We start from the raw sequence: 18,044 nt of genomic DNA, 5'->3' as shown, positions 1-18,044 counted from the left end.
GGACGGCACCTCGACGCAGATCCGACCTGACGCCACCGGTGACGCAGACTGGGGGCATGGATCTCCAGATCACCGCCACCGATCCGCGCGACCCCGCGACGCTGCTCGACCTGCCGTGGCACATGCCGCTCGAAGAGTGGCCGGACAAGCACCTCGTCGCCCTGCCGCGCGGCATCTCGCGGCACGTCGTGCGGTTCGCGCGGGCCGGTGAGGAGATCGTCGCGGTGAAGGAGGTCGGCGAGTGGGCCGCCGTGCGCGAGTACGGGCTGCTGCGCGACCTCGACCGGCTCGCCGTGCCGTCCGTCGATCCGGTGGCCGTCGTCACCCAGCGGCGCACGCCCGAGGGCGAGCCGCTGGAACCCGTCCTCATCACACGGCAGTTGAAGGGCTCGCTGCCCTACCGCTCCATGTTCGAGACGACGATGCGGCCCGGCACCATAAAGCGCCTCCTCGACGCGCTGGCCGTCCTCCTCGTGCGCCTCCACCTGAGCGGCTTCGCCTGGGGCGACTGCTCGCTGTCCAACACGCTGTTCCGCCGTGACGCCGGGGCCTACGCCGCCTACCTCGTGGACGCCGAGACCGGCCAGATCCAGCCGACGCTGAGCCGCGGCCAGCGGGACTACGACCTGGAGGTCGCGCGCGTCAACATCGCGGGCGAGCTGATGGACCTGGAGGCGGGCGGCTCCCTGCACCCGGCCGTGGACCCGGTCCCGTTCGGCCAGGACATCGTGGACCGTTACAACGCGCTGTGGCACGAGCTGACCCGCACGTCCGTCTACCCGCGCGACAAGCGCCACTACATCGACCGCCGCATCCGGCGGCTCAACGCCCTCGGCTTCGACGTCGCCGAGATGCAGATCCAGCGCTCGCCTGACGGCGACGCCGTGACGTTCGTCCCCAAGGTCGTGGACGCCGGGCACCACCAGCGGCAACTGCTGCGCCTCACCGGACTGGACGCCGAGGAGAACCAGGCGCGCAGCCTCCTCAACGACCTGGAGACCTGGATGGCCTCCCAGGACGACTACGCGCCGGGCGACCCGCTCGGCGCCCGCGTCGAGGTGCTGGCGCACCGCTGGGTCCGGGACGTCTTCCGGCCCGCCGTGCGCCTCGTCCCCCTCGACGTGCGCGAGGCGCTGGACACCGCACAGGTCTACCACGAGCTGCTGGAGCACCGGCTGCTCCTGTCGGAGCGCCGCCGCGAGGACGTGCCGACGGAGGCCGCCGCCGCCGACTACACGGAGGTGCTGCGCGGCCGTCCGCCGATCGTCACGACCTGACGCCCCGGCGCCCGGCGCCCCGACGGGGGCTCAGACCGTGCGGACGCCGGGCGTGCCCGCGTCCACGCGCAGCCGCACCGGTTCGCGCTGCGGCGACGTGGGGGACAGCACGGTCTCCACCGTGCGGACCTGCGCGTCGATGCCGTCCGCGTCGATGTCGAACAGGTGGTAGCCCCGGTGCGCGTCCAGCAGCTTCCAGTGCGGGTTGTCGGCCCGCAGCGGGTCCCACTGGGCGCGGAACGCGGCCTGGTCCTGGTCGCCGTTGGAGGAGATCGAGCAGCCGACGAACTCCGCGCCGATCACGCGCGAGCCCGGGTCGGCGAAGTCGCGCTTGACGTCACTGACCATCGTCAGGTGCCGGTCGCCGCTGAGCACGACGGGGTTGCGCACCGCGGCCAGTTCGCCCAGCAGCGCGTTCCGCTCGGTCTGGTAGCCGTCCCACGCGTCGTAGTACCAGCGCTTGCCGACGCCGGGCAGCAGATCGGTCTCCGCCAGCATGATCTGCGAGCCGATCAGGTTCCAGCGCGCCGACGAGCCGCGCAGCCCGTCGATCAGCCAGCGCCGCTGGCTCGCGCCGAGCATGGTGAGCAGCGGGTTCTGCGCGCCCTCCTGCGTGGTGGCCTGGTCGCTGCGGTGCTGCCGCGTGTCGAGGACCTGGAGGCGCGCCAGCCGCCCGAAGTCCAGCCTGCGGTGCACGCGGATGTGCGGGCCGTCCGGCACGGCGCTCGCGCGTACCGGCATGTGCTCGTAGAACGCCTGGTAGCCCGCCGTCAGCCGGGCGACGAACGCGTCGTGCGGCTGACGGTCCGGGTCCTGGGGGATCTGCCCCGCGAAGTCGTTGTCCACCTCGTGGTCGTCGAAGGTGACGATCCACGGCGCGGACGCGTGCATGCGCGCCAGGTCGGGATCGCTGCGGTACTGCGCGTACCGGTTGCGGTACTGCTCCAGCGTGACCGGCTCGCCCGTGCCCTCGTGCCGCCGGACGGCGGTGGCGGACGGGCCGCTCTCGTAGATGTAGTCGCCGACGAACAGCACGGCGTCCGGGTCCTGCGCGGCCATGTCCGCGTAGGCAGAGAAGTAGCCGTGCTGCCAGTTCTGGCAGGAGGCCAGGGCGAGCCGCAGCGCGCCGACGGAGTGCGGCGCGGGGGCCGTGCGGGTGCGCCCGGCGGGCGAGAGCTGCCCCTCGGCGCGGAACCGGTACCAGTGGTCGCGGCCCGGCGCGAGCCCGCGCACGTCGGCGTGCACGCTGTGCCCGTACGCCGCCTCGGCGCGCGCCGTGCCGCGCCGTACGATCCGGCGGAAGCGCGCGTCGGTCGCCACCTGCCACTCGACCTCGACGGTCCGGTCCGGCATGCCGCCGCCGTGCAGCGGGTCGGGGGCGAGCCGCGTCCACAGCACCACGCCGTCGGGGAGCGGGTCGCCCGAGGCGACGCCGAGGGTGAACAGGCCGTCGGGGAGCGGGGCGACGGCGGGACGGTGTGCCGGGCGCGCGGCGACCGTGGCGCCCCGCGCCGCGCCGGGGGCGGCGAGCTGGCCGGCGGTGGCCGCGCCGAGGGCGGCTGCGCCCGAGGCGAGGAACCGGCGGCGGCCGGTGGGGGAGGGGATGGTCGGGTCCTGGGACATGTGGGGTCCCTCTCGTCTGTCGGACGAACAGGCAACGACGTGACGAGAGGCTGACAGCGCGACGGGACGGCGCCCTGAACGGGCGGGGACGGCGACATGACGCCGGAATGTGATCTGGCCGCCACGCTCGGCAGCGGGCCGGGCGCGGGGCACGGCCGCGCCGGGGCGGGGCGGGCGTCAGACGGGGACGGTCGCCTCCAGCTCGCCGAGCGCCGTCAGCCACAGCTCGGGCAGCGCGCCCGCGCCCGGCAGCGCCCCGTCGTGGACGACCGTGCAGCGCGCGGTTCCCCCGGTCCTGGTCAGCGACACGTAGCAGAGCACGCCGTGCGGCAGCGCGGTGAACATGCTGGACGCGCCCACCCGGGAGCCGAAGCAGCTGACGTCGTGCGGCAGATGGACGTTGCTCGCGATCAGCGAGATGCGGGGCGTGGTGATGGCGAGCTGTTTTCTTATGGTCGCCGCGGCGGGCGCCCAGTTGAAGAGGCGGCCCGCGATCTCCCGCTGCCCCGACGTGCGCAACTGCCGCGTGTCGCAGACGAGTTGCCTTACGCACTCGGCCGGGCCGTCCTGCGAGCACGGCAGCGCCACGCGCGCGAACACCAGACGGTTGCCCGGCGCGTGCTCCTCGCCCTTCCTGCGCAGGGACATCGGCACGACCGCCGTCACGTCGCCGCAGGGCATGCGCGGCGCGGGCCGCCGTGCGTGCCAGGCGCGGAACGCGCGGGCCAGCGCGGCGAGATACATGTCGTTGACCGTGCCGCCCCAGCGCGCGGCCAGGGCGCGCAGCCGGGAGTCCTGCGTGTCACGGTAGGACCAGGCGAGGTCGTCGGCCGGGGGCACGCCGAGCATGTGCCAGCTGCGGTCGCGCCGCAGCGAGCCGTACAGGTCGCGGCCGAGCCCGGTCAGGCCCCGCAGGGTGACGGGCACGGGCCGGTGCGCGCGCGGGCCCGGCGTGCCGGGGTCGTCGGCCAGCAGCCGGGTCACGGTGTGCGCGGCGCCCACGCCGTCCTGGAGTGCGTGGTGGATGCGGAAGCACAGGCGGTAGCCGTCCTCGCCCGGCGTGCGGAGCCGCCAGATGTCCCACATCGGCGCCGCCCCCGAGGGCAGCGGGAGGTGCAGCAGTTCCTGGCTCGCCGCGTCGAGCGCGGCCCGGCCCGGGGCGACGTCCCGCGTCCTGATGTGGAGTTCGGGGTCGAACGCCGTCGCCCTGCCCCACCGGGGGCCCGGCGCGGCGAGCTGGTGCAGCGCGGGCAGTTCCGCCACCCGGCCGAGCGCCCGGTCGCGGAGCGCGGCGACGGACGGCGGGGCGCCCGGGAGATCCATGAAGAAGCCGGTCGGGATCACTTTGCTCCCGGGGGAACCGAAGAGAAACCGTTCCAATGGGCCGGCCCGGAAGGAAACACAGTCTGCCATGGTTTTTCGGCGTCCTGACTACGCGAGTCGTGCGGAGCACTGTTGTCCAGGGCACCCTGCCCAGCGGGCAGCCGAACAGTACATCCGACGGGTGATTTTTCCATCTGAGAGGTGAGCGTATCCATGGATTCGCCGAATGGTGCGAGAGGGCGACAGGCTTTCGAGGAACGCCCTTTCCCCGGGTCACCCGGTAAGCGGTCGCTCTGTTATCCCATTCGCGCGAAAGCCGATATGGCGGGTGGTCATGCTGTCAATAGCCAGTATTTTTCCGCCGTTCTGCATGGATGCCCCGGCCGCCGGGGAGCGTTCGCAGCGCACGGCGATTTCCTCCGCCTCCTCCGCGGACCGCACGAGACGAGGTCCCCCCGTGAACCACCCCCCGTCGCCCGTTCCGCCCCGGGTCCGCGCAGCGGCGGCCCGCCGCGGCGGCTGATGTCCCTCGCGCACCGGGCAGGACCCGGCGCGGCCACCACGGCCGCCGACGTGCTCACCGGAGTGCTCGCCGACGCCCTCACCGCCCCAGGAGGAACGTTCACCCTGCGGGCCGCGCTCGACGGCCGCGTCGATCCCGTCCGGGCCCTCGGGGCCCTGCGCGCGAGCGGTGCCGACGTCCTCCTCCCGTTCCTCGTCGCGGGCCACCCGCTCACCCCGGGCGACGCGGCACTCGTCCGCGCCGCCGTCACCGCCTTCCCCGCCCCCGCGCCCGGCGCGCCCGAGGGTGCCGCATGGGCACTGCGCGACGCCGCGCTCACCCGCGCCCTGGCCGTGCTCGGCGTCCCCACCCACGACTGGGAAGGGCTCGCCACCCACCGGCTCACCGCCCTCACCGAGACCACCTCCCTGCCTGACCCCGCCGCATGGACGGCCTGGGGCGCCGAGGCCGCACGCCTGAGCACCCTCGCCTCGCCCCCCGTCACCGGCACCTGCCGCACCAGGTTCCGCGAGCACGCGCCCACCCTCACCCGCGGCCTCGTCCACGCGATCCTGCGCCACGACCACCTCGCCGCCGCGCGGATCGCCCGCTGGCTCGCCCTCGACGCCGCGGGAGCCCCCGACCCCCTGCTGCCCGCCGCGCTCACCCACCTCGCCGCACTCGGCCCCCACCCGCCCAGAACGCTGTTCGAACTCGCCGTCGCCCGGCGGCTGCTGGGAGGAGCGGGCTGATGGACACCACGACCACCGTACGGCTCGCGCATCGCGTCGCCGGAAACGCGCTCACCCGCCTGAGCGAGGCACGCGCCGACCTCGTGCTCCCGCGCGGCGTCCCCGACGAGGACATCCCCCCGGACGCCGTCCACGCGCTCGCCGCGCTGATCCCCGCCCCCGCCGCCGTCCTGCGGTCGCCCGCGACCGGCCCCGGCGCCGCGCGCACGGCCCAGGAACTCATGGACTTCGCCTGGCACGAATTCCGCGATGGCGATCTCCTCCACCAGCTCCAGCGGGACACTCCCGCGGCCACGCATCCGGTAGAGATCTACAGCCAGTTCGCCGCCGTGGGCTACCGACACGCCGGACTCGACGACCTCGCGGCGCACCTCCACGGTCTGCGCGCCGCCCGCGTCACCGAACACGCCCCGCATCGCAGGCTCGCCGTCCTCGCCGCCACCCGCCGCCTCGGCCTCCCCGACCCGCCCGACGCCGCCGAACTCACCGGCCGCACCTGGCTCGGCAGCACCCCCGAGCCGTGGATGCTCGACCGCGCGGGCGCCCGCGCCCTCGCCCGCACCGTCCTCCACCTCACCGACCGCGCCGCCCGCCCCGACGAACTCCCGCCGCGCCTGCGCGACTACCTGGAACGCTGGCTGCCCGTCTGGACCGAGGTGTTCGCCGACACGGAGTCCTGGGACCTGGTCGCCGAACTCCTCGCCGCCGGGATGTGCCTGCCCGCGCCCCGCTTCCCGCAGGCCACCTGGCAGCGCCTCGCCGACGCCCAACTCCCCGACGGGACGGTGACGACCGGCCCGCCCGGCGCGACCGGCCCGACGACGTGTCCGCACCCCGACCTCCACCCGACCACCGTCGCCGTCGTCGCGGGCACCCTCACCGTCCTGCGCGCGCTCGGCACCGTCACGGACCGGACCCCCGCATGACGCGTCCCGCCCTGCCCGCCTCCCGCGCGACCGACCTCCTCAGGGCCGCCACCGACCCCCTCGTCGCCGACCACACCGCGCCCGGCGTCGTCGGCGCGGCCGTCCTCGGCACCGAGGCCGCCGTCGTCGCCACCGGCCACCGGACGGCGGGCTCGGCCGAACCCGTGCGCACCGACACGCCGTTCGCCCTCGGCTCCCTCACCAAGACCCTCACCGGCCTGCTCCTCGCCGAACTCGCCTGCCGCGGCGACGTCTCCTACGACGACCCCATCGACCTCCACCTGCCACCCGCCGCCGCCCCCCGCCACGCCACCGCCCCCATCACCCTCCTCGACCTCGCCACCCACAGCGCCGGACTCCCGCGCCTGCCCGGCAACTTCTACCGCCGCGGCCTGCCGCACCTGCTGTCCAACCCGTACGCCCGCTACCGCGAGGAAGACCTTCACCGCGCCACCGCGCACGTCCGCCCACGCTCCCGCGTCGTGCGCTACTCCACCTTCGGCATGGGCCTCCTCGGACACCTCCTCGCGAACGCGGCCGGCACCGACTACGGCACGCTGCTCACGTACCGGCTCCTGCGCCCCCTCGGCATGACGGGCACCAGCGTCTCCGGCGCGGACGGCCCCCCGCCCGACGCCGCCACCGGCCACCGGCGCGGACGGCCCGCCCACCACTGGACGTTCGACGCCCTCGCCGGAGCCGGGGCCGCCTACGCCACCGGCGACGACATGCTCCGCTACCTCCAGGCCCAGCTCCGCCCGCAGCACACCGCCCTCAGCGCCGCGCTCACCGCGACCCACCAGCCGTACCACCCGTACCCGCGCAGCCCCAACGCCACCTGCCTCGCCTGGACCCACCGTGCCATGGACGACCACACGCTCCTGTGGCACAGCGGCGGCACCGGCGGCTTCACCGCGTTCATCGGCTTCAGCCCCGAGGCCCGCGCCGGGGCCGCCCTGCTGGCCAACACCACCCCGACACGCGGCCAGCCCGTGCTGCGCGCCGGGCGCCGCCTGCTCGACGCCGTGGTGGAGGCCGCCACCGAGCGCTGAGCGGGGACGCGGGGACGCGGGGATGTCGGGAAATGGGGCAGCGGGGACGTGGGGGCGCTGGGATACGGTATGCCGGGATGTGGCGGCCCTGTCCCGGACCGCCCGTCACGCAGGCAAGCCGTCCGTCACCCCACCAGGGAGTCCCCGTGACCTACGTCGCATCGGACCAGCGCTACGCGTCCATGCCCTACCGCCGTGTCGGCCGCTCCGGCCTGAAGCTGCCCGCGATCTCGCTCGGCCTGTGGCACAACTTCGGGGACGCCAAGCCCTTCGCCGACCAGCGCGCGATCCTGCGCCGGGCGTTCGACCTGGGCATCACCCACTTCGACCTCGCCAACAACTACGGCCCCCCGCCCGGCGAGGCCGAGCGCAACTTCGGACGCGTCTACGCGGCCGACTTCCGCGCCCACCGCCACGAGATCGTCGTCTCCACCAAGGCCGGATACCAGATGTGGCCCGGCCCGTACGGCGAGTGGGGCTCGCGCAAGAGCCTGCTGAACAGCCTGGACGAGAGCCTGGAGCGCACCGGCCTCGACCACGTGGACATCTTCTACTCCCACCGCCCCGACCCGGACACCCCGTTCGAGGAGACGATGGGCGCGCTCGACACCGCCGTCCGCCAGGGCAAGGCGCTGTACGCGGGCATCTCCAACTACTCGCCCGAGCAGACCCGCGAGGCCGCCCGCATCCTCGGCGAGCTGGGCACCCCGCTGCTCATCCACCAGCCGTCCTACTCGATGGTGAACCGCTGGGTCGAGGACGGCCTCCTGGACGCCCTGGACGAGGTGGGCGCCGGGTCCATCGCCTTCTCGCCGCTCGCCCAGGGCCTGCTGACCAGCCGCTACCTGAACGGCATCCCCGAGGGCTCGCGGGCGGCGGGCGACAGCCCGTTCCTCACGGCCGAGGGCGTCGAGAAGGCGCTCGGCACCGTCCGCGCGCTCAACGCGATCGCCGAGCGGCGCGGGCAGACCCTCGCGCAGCTCGCCCTGGCCTGGGTGCTGCGCGGCGGACGCGTCACGTCCGCGCTGATCGGCGCCAGCAGCGTCGCGCAGCTGGAGGACAGCGCGGGCGCCGTCCGCAACCTCGACTTCAGCGACGCGGAACTCGCCGAGATCGAGTCGCTGCTCCCCTGACACCCGCGCGGTGGCCCCGGGCCGGTCGTCACCGGCCCGGGGCGCCGCCGCCCGCCGTGAACGGGCAGAATGCGGTGCATGACCGCCCTGCCCGACGACCTGCGCGCGGCCCTCGACGACGCCCTCGACGGCCACGGCCGCCGCGACCTCGCGCGCGCCGTGGAACGCCTCAGCGGCCGGTACCGCGAAGGCCGCGCCGCCACCGCGCCGATCCTCGCGACGGCCGGTGACGTCGCCGCCTACGCGGGCTACCGCATGCCCGCCACCTACGCCGCCGTGCACGCGGCCCTGACGGAGGTGGCGCGCGCCGCGCGCGGCTTCGCGCCCACGACCATGGCCGACGTCGGCGGCGGCACGGGCGCCGCCCTGTGGGCCGCCCAGCGGACCTGGCCCGCGCTCGGCGAGCTGACCGTCACGGAGCAGGCGCCCGAGGCCATCGCGCTCGGCCGCCGCCTCGCCGCCACCGCCACGGCCCCCGCCCTGCGCGACGCGACCTGGCGGCGCGGCACCATCGACCCGGCCGCCCCGCCACCGGCCGCCGACCTCGTCACCCTCTCGTACGTCCTCGGCGAACTGCCCGAGCCCGCACGGGAACCCGCCGTCGGCTGGCTCGCCGACGCGGCCGGGGACGACGGCGTCGTCGTCCTCATCGAACCCGGCACCCCCGACGGGTACGAGCGGATCGTCACCGCGCGCGCCGCCCTTCTCGCGCGCGGCATGACCGTCCTCGCCCCCTGCCCGCACGACCTGGCCTGCCCCGTGCCGCGCGGCCAGGACTGGTGCCACTTCGCCACCCGCCTGCCCCGGCTCGACGCCCACCGGCAGATCAAGGACGGCACACTGGGCTTCGAGGACGAGAAGTTCTCCTACGTCGCCGCGTCCCGCCGCCCGTACGGCCGCGCCACGAGCCGCGTGCTGCGGCACCCGCTGAAGCGCAAGGGGCTCGTGGCGCTGCGGGAGTGCACGGCGGACGACGGGCTGGCAGACACCACCGTCACCAAGCGGCAGCGCGACCTGTACCGCGCGGCGCGCGACGTGCGGTGGGGCGACGCGTGGCCGCCGCCGTCAGGGGAGTGACGGCGGCGGCCACGTGCCCGCCGTGCGCGCGACGTCAGCCGATGCGGTCCCTGATCCACTCGCCGGCTTCCTTCAGCGCGCCCGGGTCGGCCCAGTCCCCGTCGTCACAGGTGCCCGGTTCGAAGACCGCGCCCGAGCGGAAGTCGTCGGAGAAGTTCCAGTTCGTCCAGCTGATGTTCTCGCGCTCCAGCAGGTCGAGGTAGCGCTGCGACATCCCGAAGTCGTTCGGCCCGTCGCCGGTGTACTCCTGCGTGCCGAACTCGGTGACGAACAGCGGCAGGTCCTGCGCCGCCCGCTCCAACGTGTCCAGGTACACCTCCTGGTGCGACGCGGCGTAGAAGTGGAACGTGTACATGATGTTCGTGGCGTTCACCGGCGCGTTGACGATCTCCGACTCGTCCGAGCCGTCCGAGACGCCGAGCGAGGACCAGCCGCGTGTCCCGACGATCACCACGGAGTCCGGGTCGCCCTCGCGGATCACCGGGATGACGTCGTGCGCGTAGTTCCTGATGGCCTGCCAGCTCACGCCGCTCGGCTCGTTGGCGATCTCGTAGATCAGGTTGTCCTGGTCGCCGAAGCGGGCGGTGATGTCGCGGAAGAAGCGCGTCGCCAGGGCCGTGTTGGCGTTCGGGTCGCCCGGGGTCAGCATGTGCCAGTCCACGACGACGTACAGCCCGCGCTCGGTGGCCTGCTCGATGATGCGGCTGGCGAGGTCCGTGTAGTACTGCGGGTTGGTCTCGTAGCCGCCCTCCTGGACGTACGTCGAGACGCGGAGGACGTCGGCGCCCCAGTCGTACGCCAGCACGTCGAGGGACTCGTCGGTGACGCACTGCTCGTACCACTGCGTGCCGTGCGTGCTCATGCCGCGCAACTGCACGGGCGTGCCGCTCTCGTCGCACAGCGACGTGCCGCAGACGGACACGCGGCCGTAGTCCGCGAGCGGTGTCGCGGCGGGGGCGGCGGCACCGGCGGGGGCGGTCGCCGCACCGGCGGCGACCAGGGCGAAGGCCATCGTGACCAGGCGCCGCCGCGCCGGTCGGCGGGGACGGTGGGGGGCCATGGCGGGTCCTCTCGGTGTGGGGGTGGAAAGCCTCGGAAAGCGCTTCCTGCGGAGGGAAGTTAGGGCGCGGGGCGGGAGTGGTCAAGACCATCGGAACAGGCGCAGCGGTACCGGTCCGCGATGCAGGACGTGCGGCACGTCCCCCCAGGGCAGCACGGGGTCGTCCGGGCCCAGGGTGCGGAGCCGCCGCAGCGCCCGGTCCGTCACCTCGGAGACGGCGCGGAGCGTCGCGGTCGTGAGGGGGAGATGGTCGTCGTCCGTGCCCGGCTCGGCGGTCATGGCACCGGGCCTGACCCGCATGAGCCGGACGCAGCAGCGTCCCGGGTCGAGGTCGGCCGCGTCGAGCGTGAGGACACGCACGTCCCTGACGCGCCGCCCGGAGACGCGTACCGCGTCGAACAGGACGGCCGGATCGACCGGTGAGAGGAACACGACGTCGGACCAGGTGCAGCCGAGCGGCGTCACGGGCTCGCGCAGGCGCTGCTCGCGGCCCGCGTACTTGGCGGCGTGGAGGGCGTACAGGTCGGGGTGCCGGTCGCGGAGCATCGCGAGCGGCAGGAGCAGGTCGCCGCGCGGTCGCGTGACGTCGGCGTGGAAGAGGGTGCCGTGGGCGCGGGGCGGCCGTGGGTGTGTGGGCATGAAAAAAGCGTCCGACCCGAGGTGACGGGTGGACGCGCCCGTACAGGATATCCGGGCATGCCCGGGGCGCGTTCAGCCCCAGGTGAGCGGGTCGAGATGCAGGTAGAAGCGCAGGCGGTCGCCGTCCAGGGGCATTCCGTACCGCGCGGCGAAGGCGGCGTCAGCCTCCCGTGCCCGCTCCTCGTCCGGCCATGTCTCCCGCGCGTTGGCGAGCAGCAGGGACAGGTCGGCGTGGCGGTCGGCGGCGCCGAGGCGGCCGAGGTCGATGAAGCCCGACACCGTCAGCGTCCTGGGGTCGAGGACGATGTTGGGCAGGCACAGGTCGCCGTGGCAGACGACCGGGTCGGCCTGTTCCTGCTCCCGCCGCCGCGCGAGCTGCGGGACGAGGCGGGCCAGCAGGTCGGCGGGCGGGGTGTCCCGCTGCTCCTCGGGGAGGAACTCGGGGTTCACCGCGCCCCGGCGCACGACGTCGCGCGCCGTCGTGGCCATCGTCTCCAGGTCGCGGTGGAACGGGCAGTCGCCGACGGGCAGTTCGTGCAGGGCGCGCACGGCGTCGGCGATGTTGTCCCAGGCGGTCCACAGGTCGGCGGCGGGCACCTGGTCGGCGGGCACGCCGGGCACGGCACCCGTCACCAGGCAGGCGCCCGCGTCGGTGGTGTGCCAGGCCAGCACGGTCGCGCCTGGTACGCCCTGGCCGCGCAGCCAGGCGATCCGGTCGCGCTCCGCGGCGAGACCGGCGGCGTCGGCCGGGAGCACGCACTTGGCGTACCGCGCCCCGTCCGCGCTGCGGAAGACGGCGGCCTCCGACTCGCCCGTGGTGACGGGCACCCAGGCGCCGCCGCCGTCTCCCGCGCCCAGCGTTTCCGGGGAGGCGGGACCGAGTCCTGGGGTGGCGTGCATGAGGGCGGCTCCGTGGTCGTCGCGGTGGGTCGGTGACGGCGCCTCGGGTCGGGGCACCGGGGGCGGGTCACTGGGCCAGATCGGCTGGCCTCGTCCGCAGTTTCGCGGCGATGCGGGCAAGGGCCCGCTGGTCGGCGGCCGTCAGGGGATCGAGGACCAGCTCGCGTACCGCGCGCACATGCACGGGCGCCGCCGCGACGACGACCTCGTAACCCGCGTCGGTCAGGGCGGCGAGCGTGACACGGCCGTCGTCGGGGTCGGGGGAGCGCTCCACCCAGCCCCGCGCCTCGAACCGCTTGACGACGTTGGACAGGCGGGAGAGCGAGCCGTTGGCGAGGTACGCCAGCTCGCTCATCCGCAGGCGGCGCCCGGGGGTCTCCGAGATGTGGCTGAGGGTCAGGTACTCGAAGAGCGTCAGACCCGCCTCGCGCTGGAGGGGGGACTCCAGCCGTCCCGGCAGGAGCAGGACGAGGGAGACCAGGCCGGTCCACGCCTCCTTCTCGGACGCCGTGAGCCACGCCGGCTCGCCGGGTGTGTCACCGCCCGTGTCCGAGGGCGAGGAGCGGATCATGCGGGCATCCTACCAAGCGGTCGTTACTTCATGCGTGAAGCGATGTGTGGTAGATTCACTTCATGCGTGAAGTCAATTGAGAGGATTTCCATGTCTGACACCACCCTTGCCACCCCCACCGGCGCCGGGTCCGGCGCGCCCGAGTTCTTCGTCACCCCCGGCTACGGCGCGAACCTCCTGGCCGGGCTGCGCTACAGCCAGGCCGTACGGATCGGGGACCGCGTCGAGACCTCGGGGCAGGGCGGCTGGGACCCGGAGTGGGCCCCGGGCGGCGGCCCGGCGTTCCCCGAGGCGCTGGAGGAGGAGATCGTGCGGGCGTTCGACAACGTCGCGCTGACCCTCGCCGAGGCGGGCGCCACCTGGCGTGACGTCGTCGCCGTGAACTCGTACCACGTGCCGAGCGCCGCCGACACCATCGGTGAGGAGCACAACCGGGTCATGGTGGAGCAGTTCCGTCTGCGCATGGGGGACCGCGCGCCCATCTGGACGCAGACCGGGGTGCCCGTGCTCGGGGCGCCCGGCATGCGCGTCGAGATCCGCGTCACGGCCGTCGTCGGGCACGACGGCTGACCGGCCGCCCGGCGTGGCGCCGGTACGTCGTGAGGGGACGGCCGGGCGCTGTGGCCCGGCCGTCCCCTCGTGTGCGTGTGTGCGTGCGCGCGTGTGCGCGCGATCCCGCGTTTCCGTGATCTCCCGTTGTCCCCCGGCCCGCCGTGCCTCGGCGGGCCGGTACCGCCGTCCGTCCTGCCGTGCGGGCCCCTCGCTCCGTGCCGCGCGGCGGTCCCCCTGCCCGGGGGACGTTCCGGCCACCTGGCCGGGGGACCGTCGCGCGTCCCGAGCCCACGGCGGACGGTGCCGTGAGCGGGGCCGTGTTCAGTACTGACGGACGCGATTGGCGACGAAGTTGCCGATGGCGAAGTACACCAGCGCCGCCAGGCCGTAACCGCAGACCACACGCGCCCATTCCTCGTCGAAGGTGAACAGGTCATGGGACCAGCCGGCCAGCCAGCGCGACGAGTCGTGGACGAAGTCCACGAGCGCGTTGCCCGGGTTGGCGTCGAGCAGGTACATCAGAATCCAGAGGCCGATGATGAATGCGGCCACGTCGGCGACCACGGCGATGATCGCGGCGGCCGGGCCGAATCTCCTTGTATTCGCGGACATGACATCCGCATTGCCCGGACCGGCGGCGTGAAACGCACCCCGTGACGCGGGGCGTACGCCGCCCCTGGCCCGGTGTTCCGCACGGCCGGGCCAGGGGGGTGGCGCACCCGTCAGGGCTGGATCGCGACGCAGGCCGGCGAGCCCACGGGCACGCGGTAGTCCTCGGTGAGGGAGCCCGTCCCCGGGTCCACCGTCAGGACGACCACCGCGTCGCTCTGCTGCGCGGCCACGTACATGCGGTCGCCGTCCAACGTGAACTGCCGCGGCCAGGCGGCGTCGAGCGTGTGCTCGTCCACCAGCGCGGGCTGCTCGGCGCCCAGTGCGAACGTCGCGACCGTGTCGGGGCCGCGGTTGGAGAGGAAGCCGAAGCGCCCGTCGGCCGACACGGCGAAGTGCGCGGGCATGACGTCCGCGTCGTGCCCCGAGGCCGGGCTCGACGCCACCGGCGCGAACGTGCCGGGGGCGCTCTCGGTGACGGCGATCAGCGCGCGGCCGAGCTCGGCCACGACGTACCAGCGGCTCTCCGCCGCGTGGACCAGCTGGCGCGGGCCCGTCCCGGCGGGCAGCGCGCTCGCCGCGACCCGCTCCAGCGTGCCCGTCTCGGCCACCAGCCGGTAGGTCCACAGCGTGTCGGTGCCGAGGTCGGTGACCGTGACCAGGCCGTCCGTGCCGTGCAGGGTCACCATGTGGGCGTGCGGGCCCTCCTGGCGGTCAGGGTCGGGACCCGAGCCGGTGTGCGTCACCAGGTCGGTGCGGCTCACCAGCGCGCCCGTCGTGTCCAGGGCGAAGACGGCGACGCTGCCCGAGCCGTAGTTGGCGGCCAGCAGGTGCCGCCCGTCCGGGGTGACGGCGAGGTGGCAGGGCTCCGCGCCGCCGGTCGGGAGCGTCCCGCGCACGGCCGGGGTGCCGTCGGCGTCGAACGCGACGGCGCTCACCCCGCCCTCGGCGAGTTCGTGCACCGCGTAGAGCACGGGCAGGGACGGGTGCCACTCCAGCCAGGAGGCGCCGGGCAGCGGCAGTTCGCCTGACGGCACGAGGCGCCCGTCGGGCCCCGTCCCGCGCAGGACCGTGAGGCCGGGGCCACGGCCGCCGGTCTCGTCCGTGTAGGAGCCGACACAGATCAGTCGATCGGGCATGTCTTCGAGTCCGTTCGCCGGAGGGAGTGACGACCCGGGGACGGTACCAACCTCCCGCCGCGCGGCGCCCGGAGGCCCGCGCCACCGGCCCGCATACCAGCCGCGGGCGCCGCCCGCCCCCGATCACCGCCGCTGATGACACGTTCGGCTGAACGGGCGTCTGCCGCGCCGACACCAGGGCAGGGGGGACCACATGACGCCTACGGACCCCTCGGCGGACGCGCGGACGCCCCTCAAGAAGGCCCTCACGACGCGGCTCCTCTTCCTGTTCATCCTGGGCGACGTCCTCGGCGCGGGTGTGTACGTCCTCGTCGGCCAGGTGGCCGCCGAGTCCGGCGGCGCCGTCTGGGTACCGCTGCTCGCCGCCCTCTGCCTCTCCCTCCTCACCGCCGCCTCGTACGCCGAACTGGCCACCAAGTACCCGCGCGCCGGGGGAGCGGCGCACTACGCCCACCTCGCCTTCGGGTCCCTCCCCGGCTTCCTGACCGGCTTCTGCATGCTCGCCGCCGGTACGGTCTCCGTCGCCACCCTCACGCGCGCGTTCGCCGGGGACTACCTGGGCGCCTTCGTCAGCGTGCCCACCGCGGCCGTCGCCGTCGTCTTCCCCTTCGCCCTGGCCCTCCTCAACGCCCGGGGCATCAGCGAGTCGATGCGCGCCAACGCCGTCGCCACCGTCGTCGAGGTCGGCGGCCTCCTCCTCATCGTGGGCCTCGGCACCTGGGTCGTGCTGCGCGGCGAGGGCGACCCGTCCCGGCTGGCCGATCTCGGCACCCCGGAGACCGGCGCCGCGGGCGCCGTCCTCGGCGGCGTGGTGCTCTCCTACTACGCCTTCGCGGGCTTCGAGACCTCGGTCAACCTGGCCGAGGAGACGCACGACCCGCGCCGCTCCTTCCCGCGCGCCCTCTTCTGCGCGCTCGGCGCCGCCGGGCTGATCTACGGGCTCGTCGGCGTCGTCGCCAGCACCGCCGTGCCCACGGAACGGCTCGTCGGCTCCAGCGGCCCGCTGCTCGAAGTGGTCCACGCCGCGGGCGGAGTCCCCGACCGGCTGTTCAGCGCCATCGCCCTCGTGGCCGTCGCGAACGGCGCCCTGCTCACCGGCATCATGACGTCCCGCCTCGCCTACGGCATGGCCCGCGACGGACTGCTCCCCTCCTTCCTGGCCCGGGTGCTGCCCCGGCGGCGCACCCCCTGGGTGGCGATCATCGTCACGACCACGCTGTCCACCTGCCTGGCGCTGACCGGTGACGTCGCCACGCTCGCCTCGACCATGGTGCTGCTCCTCCTGTTCGTCTTCGCCGTCGTCAACACCTCCGTCCTCGTCCTGCGCCGCGACCGTGTCGGGCGCGACCACTTCACGGTCCCCGCCGTCGTGCCCGTGCTCGGCGTGGGGTCCTGCGTCCTGCTCGCCACCCAGGTCGAGCAGGAGGTCTGGTTCCGCGCCCTGCCTCTGCTCGCGGCCGGACTGCTGCTCGCGCTCGGCACCGAGATCCGCAGGCGCCGGGCCGCCACCGGCGCCACGGTCCCCGCCGCCAGGGCCACCGAAGCGGAAGCCGATGCCGATGCCGAGGTGACCGGGACCCCTCGGGCCCCCGGCCCGACAGGCACCGCCGTCTGACGCCGGACCTACTGACCTCCCGTCATCTGACGTCCCGCCGTCTCACGCGCGCCGTCCGACGCGCCACCTGACGGCCGCCTCGCCCCTGGCCCGCCGTACACCGTGACGGCCGCCCGACACGCGGCGGAATCCACTGAGACCGGGACCGTGGATTGTGCTGTTCCACACTGTCGCGGGCCCGGGGGACCGATACAGTCGTCCGCACTCCTCGTCACACGCGGTGGGGAAGCGTGCCCCTAACGCCGTCGCTCTCCAGGGTGCGACGGCCGCCCACCGCCCCCGGCGGATATCACCTCGGCGCCGCCGACGCTGGGAATATCCTTGTCTCCCGGACTCCTCGCGATGTCGTCCGTATGATTCCTCCCGGTCTCCCGGCGGGGTGACGGCATTGCGCCGGTAAAATCCCCGTCTGGTAGGGGCGTGAATACCACTCCATTGGCCGTATACTCCCCGTCATGGCAAAGAAAGTGGTCACCATCTACACCGACGACCTCACCGGGGACGAGGCCACCGATGTCGGTACGCATACCTTCAGCCTCGACGGCGTGAACTACGAGATCGACCTCGCGCCCGACTCCTTCGACCGGCTTCTCGAAGCCCTCGGCCCATTCATCGACAAGGGCCGCAAGACCGGCCGCAGTCAGCGTGGCGGTTCCACCGTCAAGCGCCCCGCGCCCGGCGTTGACCCGGCCAAGGTGCGCGAGTGGGCCAAGGAGAACGGCTACGAGGTGAACGACCGGGGCCGTGTCCCCGGAAACGTCCAGGAAGCGTACGACAAAGCCCACTGAATCCACCCGGCCCCGCGCGGTCCTGAACCTCCCGGCACACGCGGCGCACCGGCGGTCCCCACCGCCCTGCCACCGCGTACGGCCGGGCCCGGCATCTCGGGGCGGCCGTCGCCGGACCGCCGGGCAGCACCCCTCCGCCCCGGCCCGCCGCACGTATCCGTCCCCGGTTTCCCCACCGGAACGGCTCTTCGTCAAAGGCCAGGGCCGCCCGAATGACCGGCCCCCACTCCGGGGCCGAAGCACGCTTCTCCCGGCCCGTGTCCGCCGAATCACCCAATTCGGCGGTCCGCCGACCGCCCGGAAATCGTGGCTGCTCCTCCCCGACGTCCGGAGCGTGAACCCGAAACGGCACCACCGTGCCCGTACGGCGACGTGTGACCGCCCGCTTGCCCGGCCATCGGCCCGGCAATGCGGGGTCAGGTCCGGCCCTCCCGATGTCGCCGCCGTATTCCTCGAACACCCACCACACGAAACCGCCCATCCTTTCCGGTCTCGGGCCCCGCGCT

At 74.1% G+C, this 18,044-nt stretch carries 17 protein-coding genes; 9 read left to right on the top strand and 8 right to left on the bottom strand.

Going from position 1 to position 18,044, the window contains the following annotated elements; genetic code table 11:
- Positions 1-56 precede the first annotated feature (56 nt).
- Complete coding sequence (locus tag IF27_RS17180) at positions 57-1,277, top strand: DUF4032 domain-containing protein (protein WP_052850466.1); 1,221 nt, start codon at positions 57-59, stop codon at positions 1,275-1,277.
- A gap of 30 nt (positions 1,278-1,307) precedes the next feature.
- Here IF27_RS17180 and IF27_RS17175 read toward each other — a convergent pair whose 3' ends face one another.
- Positions 1,308-2,900 carry an alkaline phosphatase D family protein gene (locus tag IF27_RS17175; RefSeq protein ID WP_052850464.1) on the bottom strand — a complete coding sequence of 531 codons (1,593 nt, stop codon included), beginning with the start codon at positions 2,898-2,900 and terminating at the stop codon, positions 1,308-1,310.
- 177 nt (positions 2,901-3,077) lie between these two features.
- Complete coding sequence (locus tag IF27_RS17170; protein ID WP_052850461.1) at positions 3,078-4,244, bottom strand: wax ester/triacylglycerol synthase domain-containing protein; 1,167 nt, start codon at positions 4,242-4,244, stop codon at positions 3,078-3,080.
- A gap of 501 nt (positions 4,245-4,745) precedes the next feature.
- On the opposite strand from IF27_RS17170, the gene IF27_RS17165 reads away from it, so the two are divergent.
- The 5 genes from IF27_RS17165 to IF27_RS17145 all read left to right on the top strand — a co-directional run bounded on the left by IF27_RS17165 (position 4,746) and on the right by IF27_RS17145 (position 9,665).
- Positions 4,746-5,477, top strand: a complete 732-nt coding sequence (locus IF27_RS17165) for a hypothetical protein (RefSeq protein ID WP_052850460.1) — start codon at positions 4,746-4,748, stop codon at positions 5,475-5,477.
- A complete protein-coding gene (locus IF27_RS17160) occupies positions 5,477-6,403 on the top strand; it encodes a DUF6895 family protein (protein ID WP_052850459.1) in 927 nt (308 codons plus the stop codon). The genes IF27_RS17165 and IF27_RS17160 overlap by 1 nt, the downstream gene beginning before the upstream one ends.
- Complete coding sequence (locus IF27_RS17155) at positions 6,400-7,455, top strand: serine hydrolase domain-containing protein (RefSeq protein WP_052850458.1); 1,056 nt, start codon at positions 6,400-6,402, stop codon at positions 7,453-7,455. Before IF27_RS17160 ends, IF27_RS17155 begins: the two co-directional genes overlap by 4 nt.
- Positions 7,456-7,637: 182 nt before the next feature.
- Complete coding sequence (locus tag IF27_RS17150; RefSeq protein WP_275935581.1) at positions 7,638-8,588, top strand: aldo/keto reductase; 951 nt, start codon at positions 7,638-7,640, stop codon at positions 8,586-8,588.
- Between the two features lie 78 nt (positions 8,589-8,666).
- Positions 8,667-9,665, top strand: a complete 999-nt coding sequence (locus IF27_RS17145; RefSeq protein ID WP_110945984.1) for a small ribosomal subunit Rsm22 family protein — start codon at positions 8,667-8,669, stop codon at positions 9,663-9,665.
- Between the two features lie 34 nt (positions 9,666-9,699).
- Here the strand turns inward: IF27_RS17145 and IF27_RS17140 are convergent, their stop codons facing one another.
- The 4 genes from IF27_RS17140 to IF27_RS17125 form a co-directional block, all read right to left on the bottom strand.
- The gene (locus IF27_RS17140) at positions 9,700-10,725 is read right to left on the bottom strand and encodes a glycoside hydrolase family 5 protein (RefSeq protein WP_052850454.1); all 1,026 of its coding nucleotides are present in this window, start codon (positions 10,723-10,725) and stop codon (positions 9,700-9,702) included.
- A gap of 81 nt (positions 10,726-10,806) precedes the next feature.
- Positions 10,807-11,364, bottom strand: coding sequence for a hypothetical protein (locus IF27_RS17135; protein WP_052850453.1), 558 nt, complete (start codon positions 11,362-11,364; stop codon positions 10,807-10,809).
- A 72-nt stretch (positions 11,365-11,436) separates the two neighbouring features.
- A complete protein-coding gene (locus IF27_RS17130) occupies positions 11,437-12,264 on the bottom strand; it encodes an APH(3'') family aminoglycoside O-phosphotransferase (RefSeq protein ID WP_052850452.1) in 828 nt (275 codons plus the stop codon).
- Between the two features lie 67 nt (positions 12,265-12,331).
- Entirely contained in the window at positions 12,332-12,835 is a 504-nt protein-coding gene (locus tag IF27_RS17125) for a MarR family winged helix-turn-helix transcriptional regulator (protein WP_052850451.1), read from the bottom strand.
- A 90-nt stretch (positions 12,836-12,925) separates the two neighbouring features.
- On the opposite strand from IF27_RS17125, the gene IF27_RS17120 reads away from it, so the two are divergent.
- Positions 12,926-13,405 carry a Rid family hydrolase gene (locus tag IF27_RS17120; RefSeq protein WP_052850450.1) on the top strand — a complete coding sequence of 160 codons (480 nt, stop codon included), beginning with the start codon at positions 12,926-12,928 and terminating at the stop codon, positions 13,403-13,405.
- A 303-nt stretch (positions 13,406-13,708) separates the two neighbouring features.
- Here the strand turns inward: IF27_RS17120 and IF27_RS17115 are convergent, their stop codons facing one another.
- Both IF27_RS17115 and IF27_RS17110 read right to left on the bottom strand, forming a co-directional pair.
- Complete coding sequence (locus IF27_RS17115; RefSeq protein ID WP_052850449.1) at positions 13,709-13,999, bottom strand: hypothetical protein; 291 nt, start codon at positions 13,997-13,999, stop codon at positions 13,709-13,711.
- 110 nt (positions 14,000-14,109) lie between these two features.
- On the bottom strand, positions 14,110-15,135 hold the full coding sequence (locus IF27_RS17110; protein ID WP_052850448.1) for a lactonase family protein: 1,026 nt from the start codon (positions 15,133-15,135) through the stop codon (positions 14,110-14,112).
- A gap of 193 nt (positions 15,136-15,328) precedes the next feature.
- Here IF27_RS17110 and IF27_RS17105 point away from each other — a divergent pair, with 193 nt between their 5' ends.
- A complete protein-coding gene (locus tag IF27_RS17105; protein ID WP_110945983.1) occupies positions 15,329-16,750 on the top strand; it encodes an APC family permease in 1,422 nt (473 codons plus the stop codon).
- Positions 16,751-17,205: 455 nt separating this feature from the next.
- Positions 17,206-17,538 carry a histone-like nucleoid-structuring protein Lsr2 gene (locus tag IF27_RS17100; RefSeq protein ID WP_052850447.1) on the top strand — a complete coding sequence of 111 codons (333 nt, stop codon included), beginning with the start codon at positions 17,206-17,208 and terminating at the stop codon, positions 17,536-17,538.
- The last annotated feature ends 506 nt before the right edge of the window (positions 17,539-18,044 follow it).

The sequence above is a fragment of the Streptomyces avicenniae genome (assembly GCF_000719135.1).
Taxonomy (GTDB): domain Bacteria; phylum Actinomycetota; class Actinomycetes; order Streptomycetales; family Streptomycetaceae; genus Streptomyces; species Streptomyces avicenniae.
The sequence above is the reverse complement of the archived record's forward strand: the minus strand, read 5'-3'. Positions and strand labels throughout refer to the sequence as shown.

Coding starts and splice junctions, on each gene's coding strand:
- IF27_RS17140 (WP_052850454.1), bottom strand. CDS start 10,725: ATGGCCCCCCACCGTCCCCGCCGACCGGCGCGGCGGCGCCTGGTCACG.
- IF27_RS17145 (WP_110945984.1), top strand. CDS start 8,667: ATGACCGCCCTGCCCGACGACCTGCGCGCGGCCCTCGACGACGCCCTC.
- IF27_RS17175 (WP_052850464.1), bottom strand. CDS start 2,900: ATGTCCCAGGACCCGACCATCCCCTCCCCCACCGGCCGCCGCCGGTTC.
- IF27_RS17125 (WP_052850451.1), bottom strand. CDS start 12,835: ATGATCCGCTCCTCGCCCTCGGACACGGGCGGTGACACACCCGGCGAG.
- IF27_RS17180 (WP_052850466.1), top strand. CDS start 57: ATGGATCTCCAGATCACCGCCACCGATCCGCGCGACCCCGCGACGCTG.
- IF27_RS17105 (WP_110945983.1), top strand. CDS start 15,329: ATGACGCCTACGGACCCCTCGGCGGACGCGCGGACGCCCCTCAAGAAG.
- IF27_RS17120 (WP_052850450.1), top strand. CDS start 12,926: ATGTCTGACACCACCCTTGCCACCCCCACCGGCGCCGGGTCCGGCGCG.
- IF27_RS17155 (WP_052850458.1), top strand. CDS start 6,400: ATGACGCGTCCCGCCCTGCCCGCCTCCCGCGCGACCGACCTCCTCAGG.
- IF27_RS17165 (WP_052850460.1), top strand. CDS start 4,746: ATGTCCCTCGCGCACCGGGCAGGACCCGGCGCGGCCACCACGGCCGCC.
- IF27_RS17130 (WP_052850452.1), bottom strand. CDS start 12,264: ATGCACGCCACCCCAGGACTCGGTCCCGCCTCCCCGGAAACGCTGGGC.
- IF27_RS17115 (WP_052850449.1), bottom strand. CDS start 13,999: ATGTCCGCGAATACAAGGAGATTCGGCCCGGCCGCCGCGATCATCGCC.
- IF27_RS17100 (WP_052850447.1), top strand. CDS start 17,206: ATGGCAAAGAAAGTGGTCACCATCTACACCGACGACCTCACCGGGGAC.
- IF27_RS17110 (WP_052850448.1), bottom strand. CDS start 15,135: ATGCCCGATCGACTGATCTGTGTCGGCTCCTACACGGACGAGACCGGC.
- IF27_RS17150 (WP_275935581.1), top strand. CDS start 7,638: ATGCCCTACCGCCGTGTCGGCCGCTCCGGCCTGAAGCTGCCCGCGATC.
- IF27_RS17135 (WP_052850453.1), bottom strand. CDS start 11,364: ATGCCCACACACCCACGGCCGCCCCGCGCCCACGGCACCCTCTTCCAC.
- IF27_RS17160 (WP_052850459.1), top strand. CDS start 5,477: ATGGACACCACGACCACCGTACGGCTCGCGCATCGCGTCGCCGGAAAC.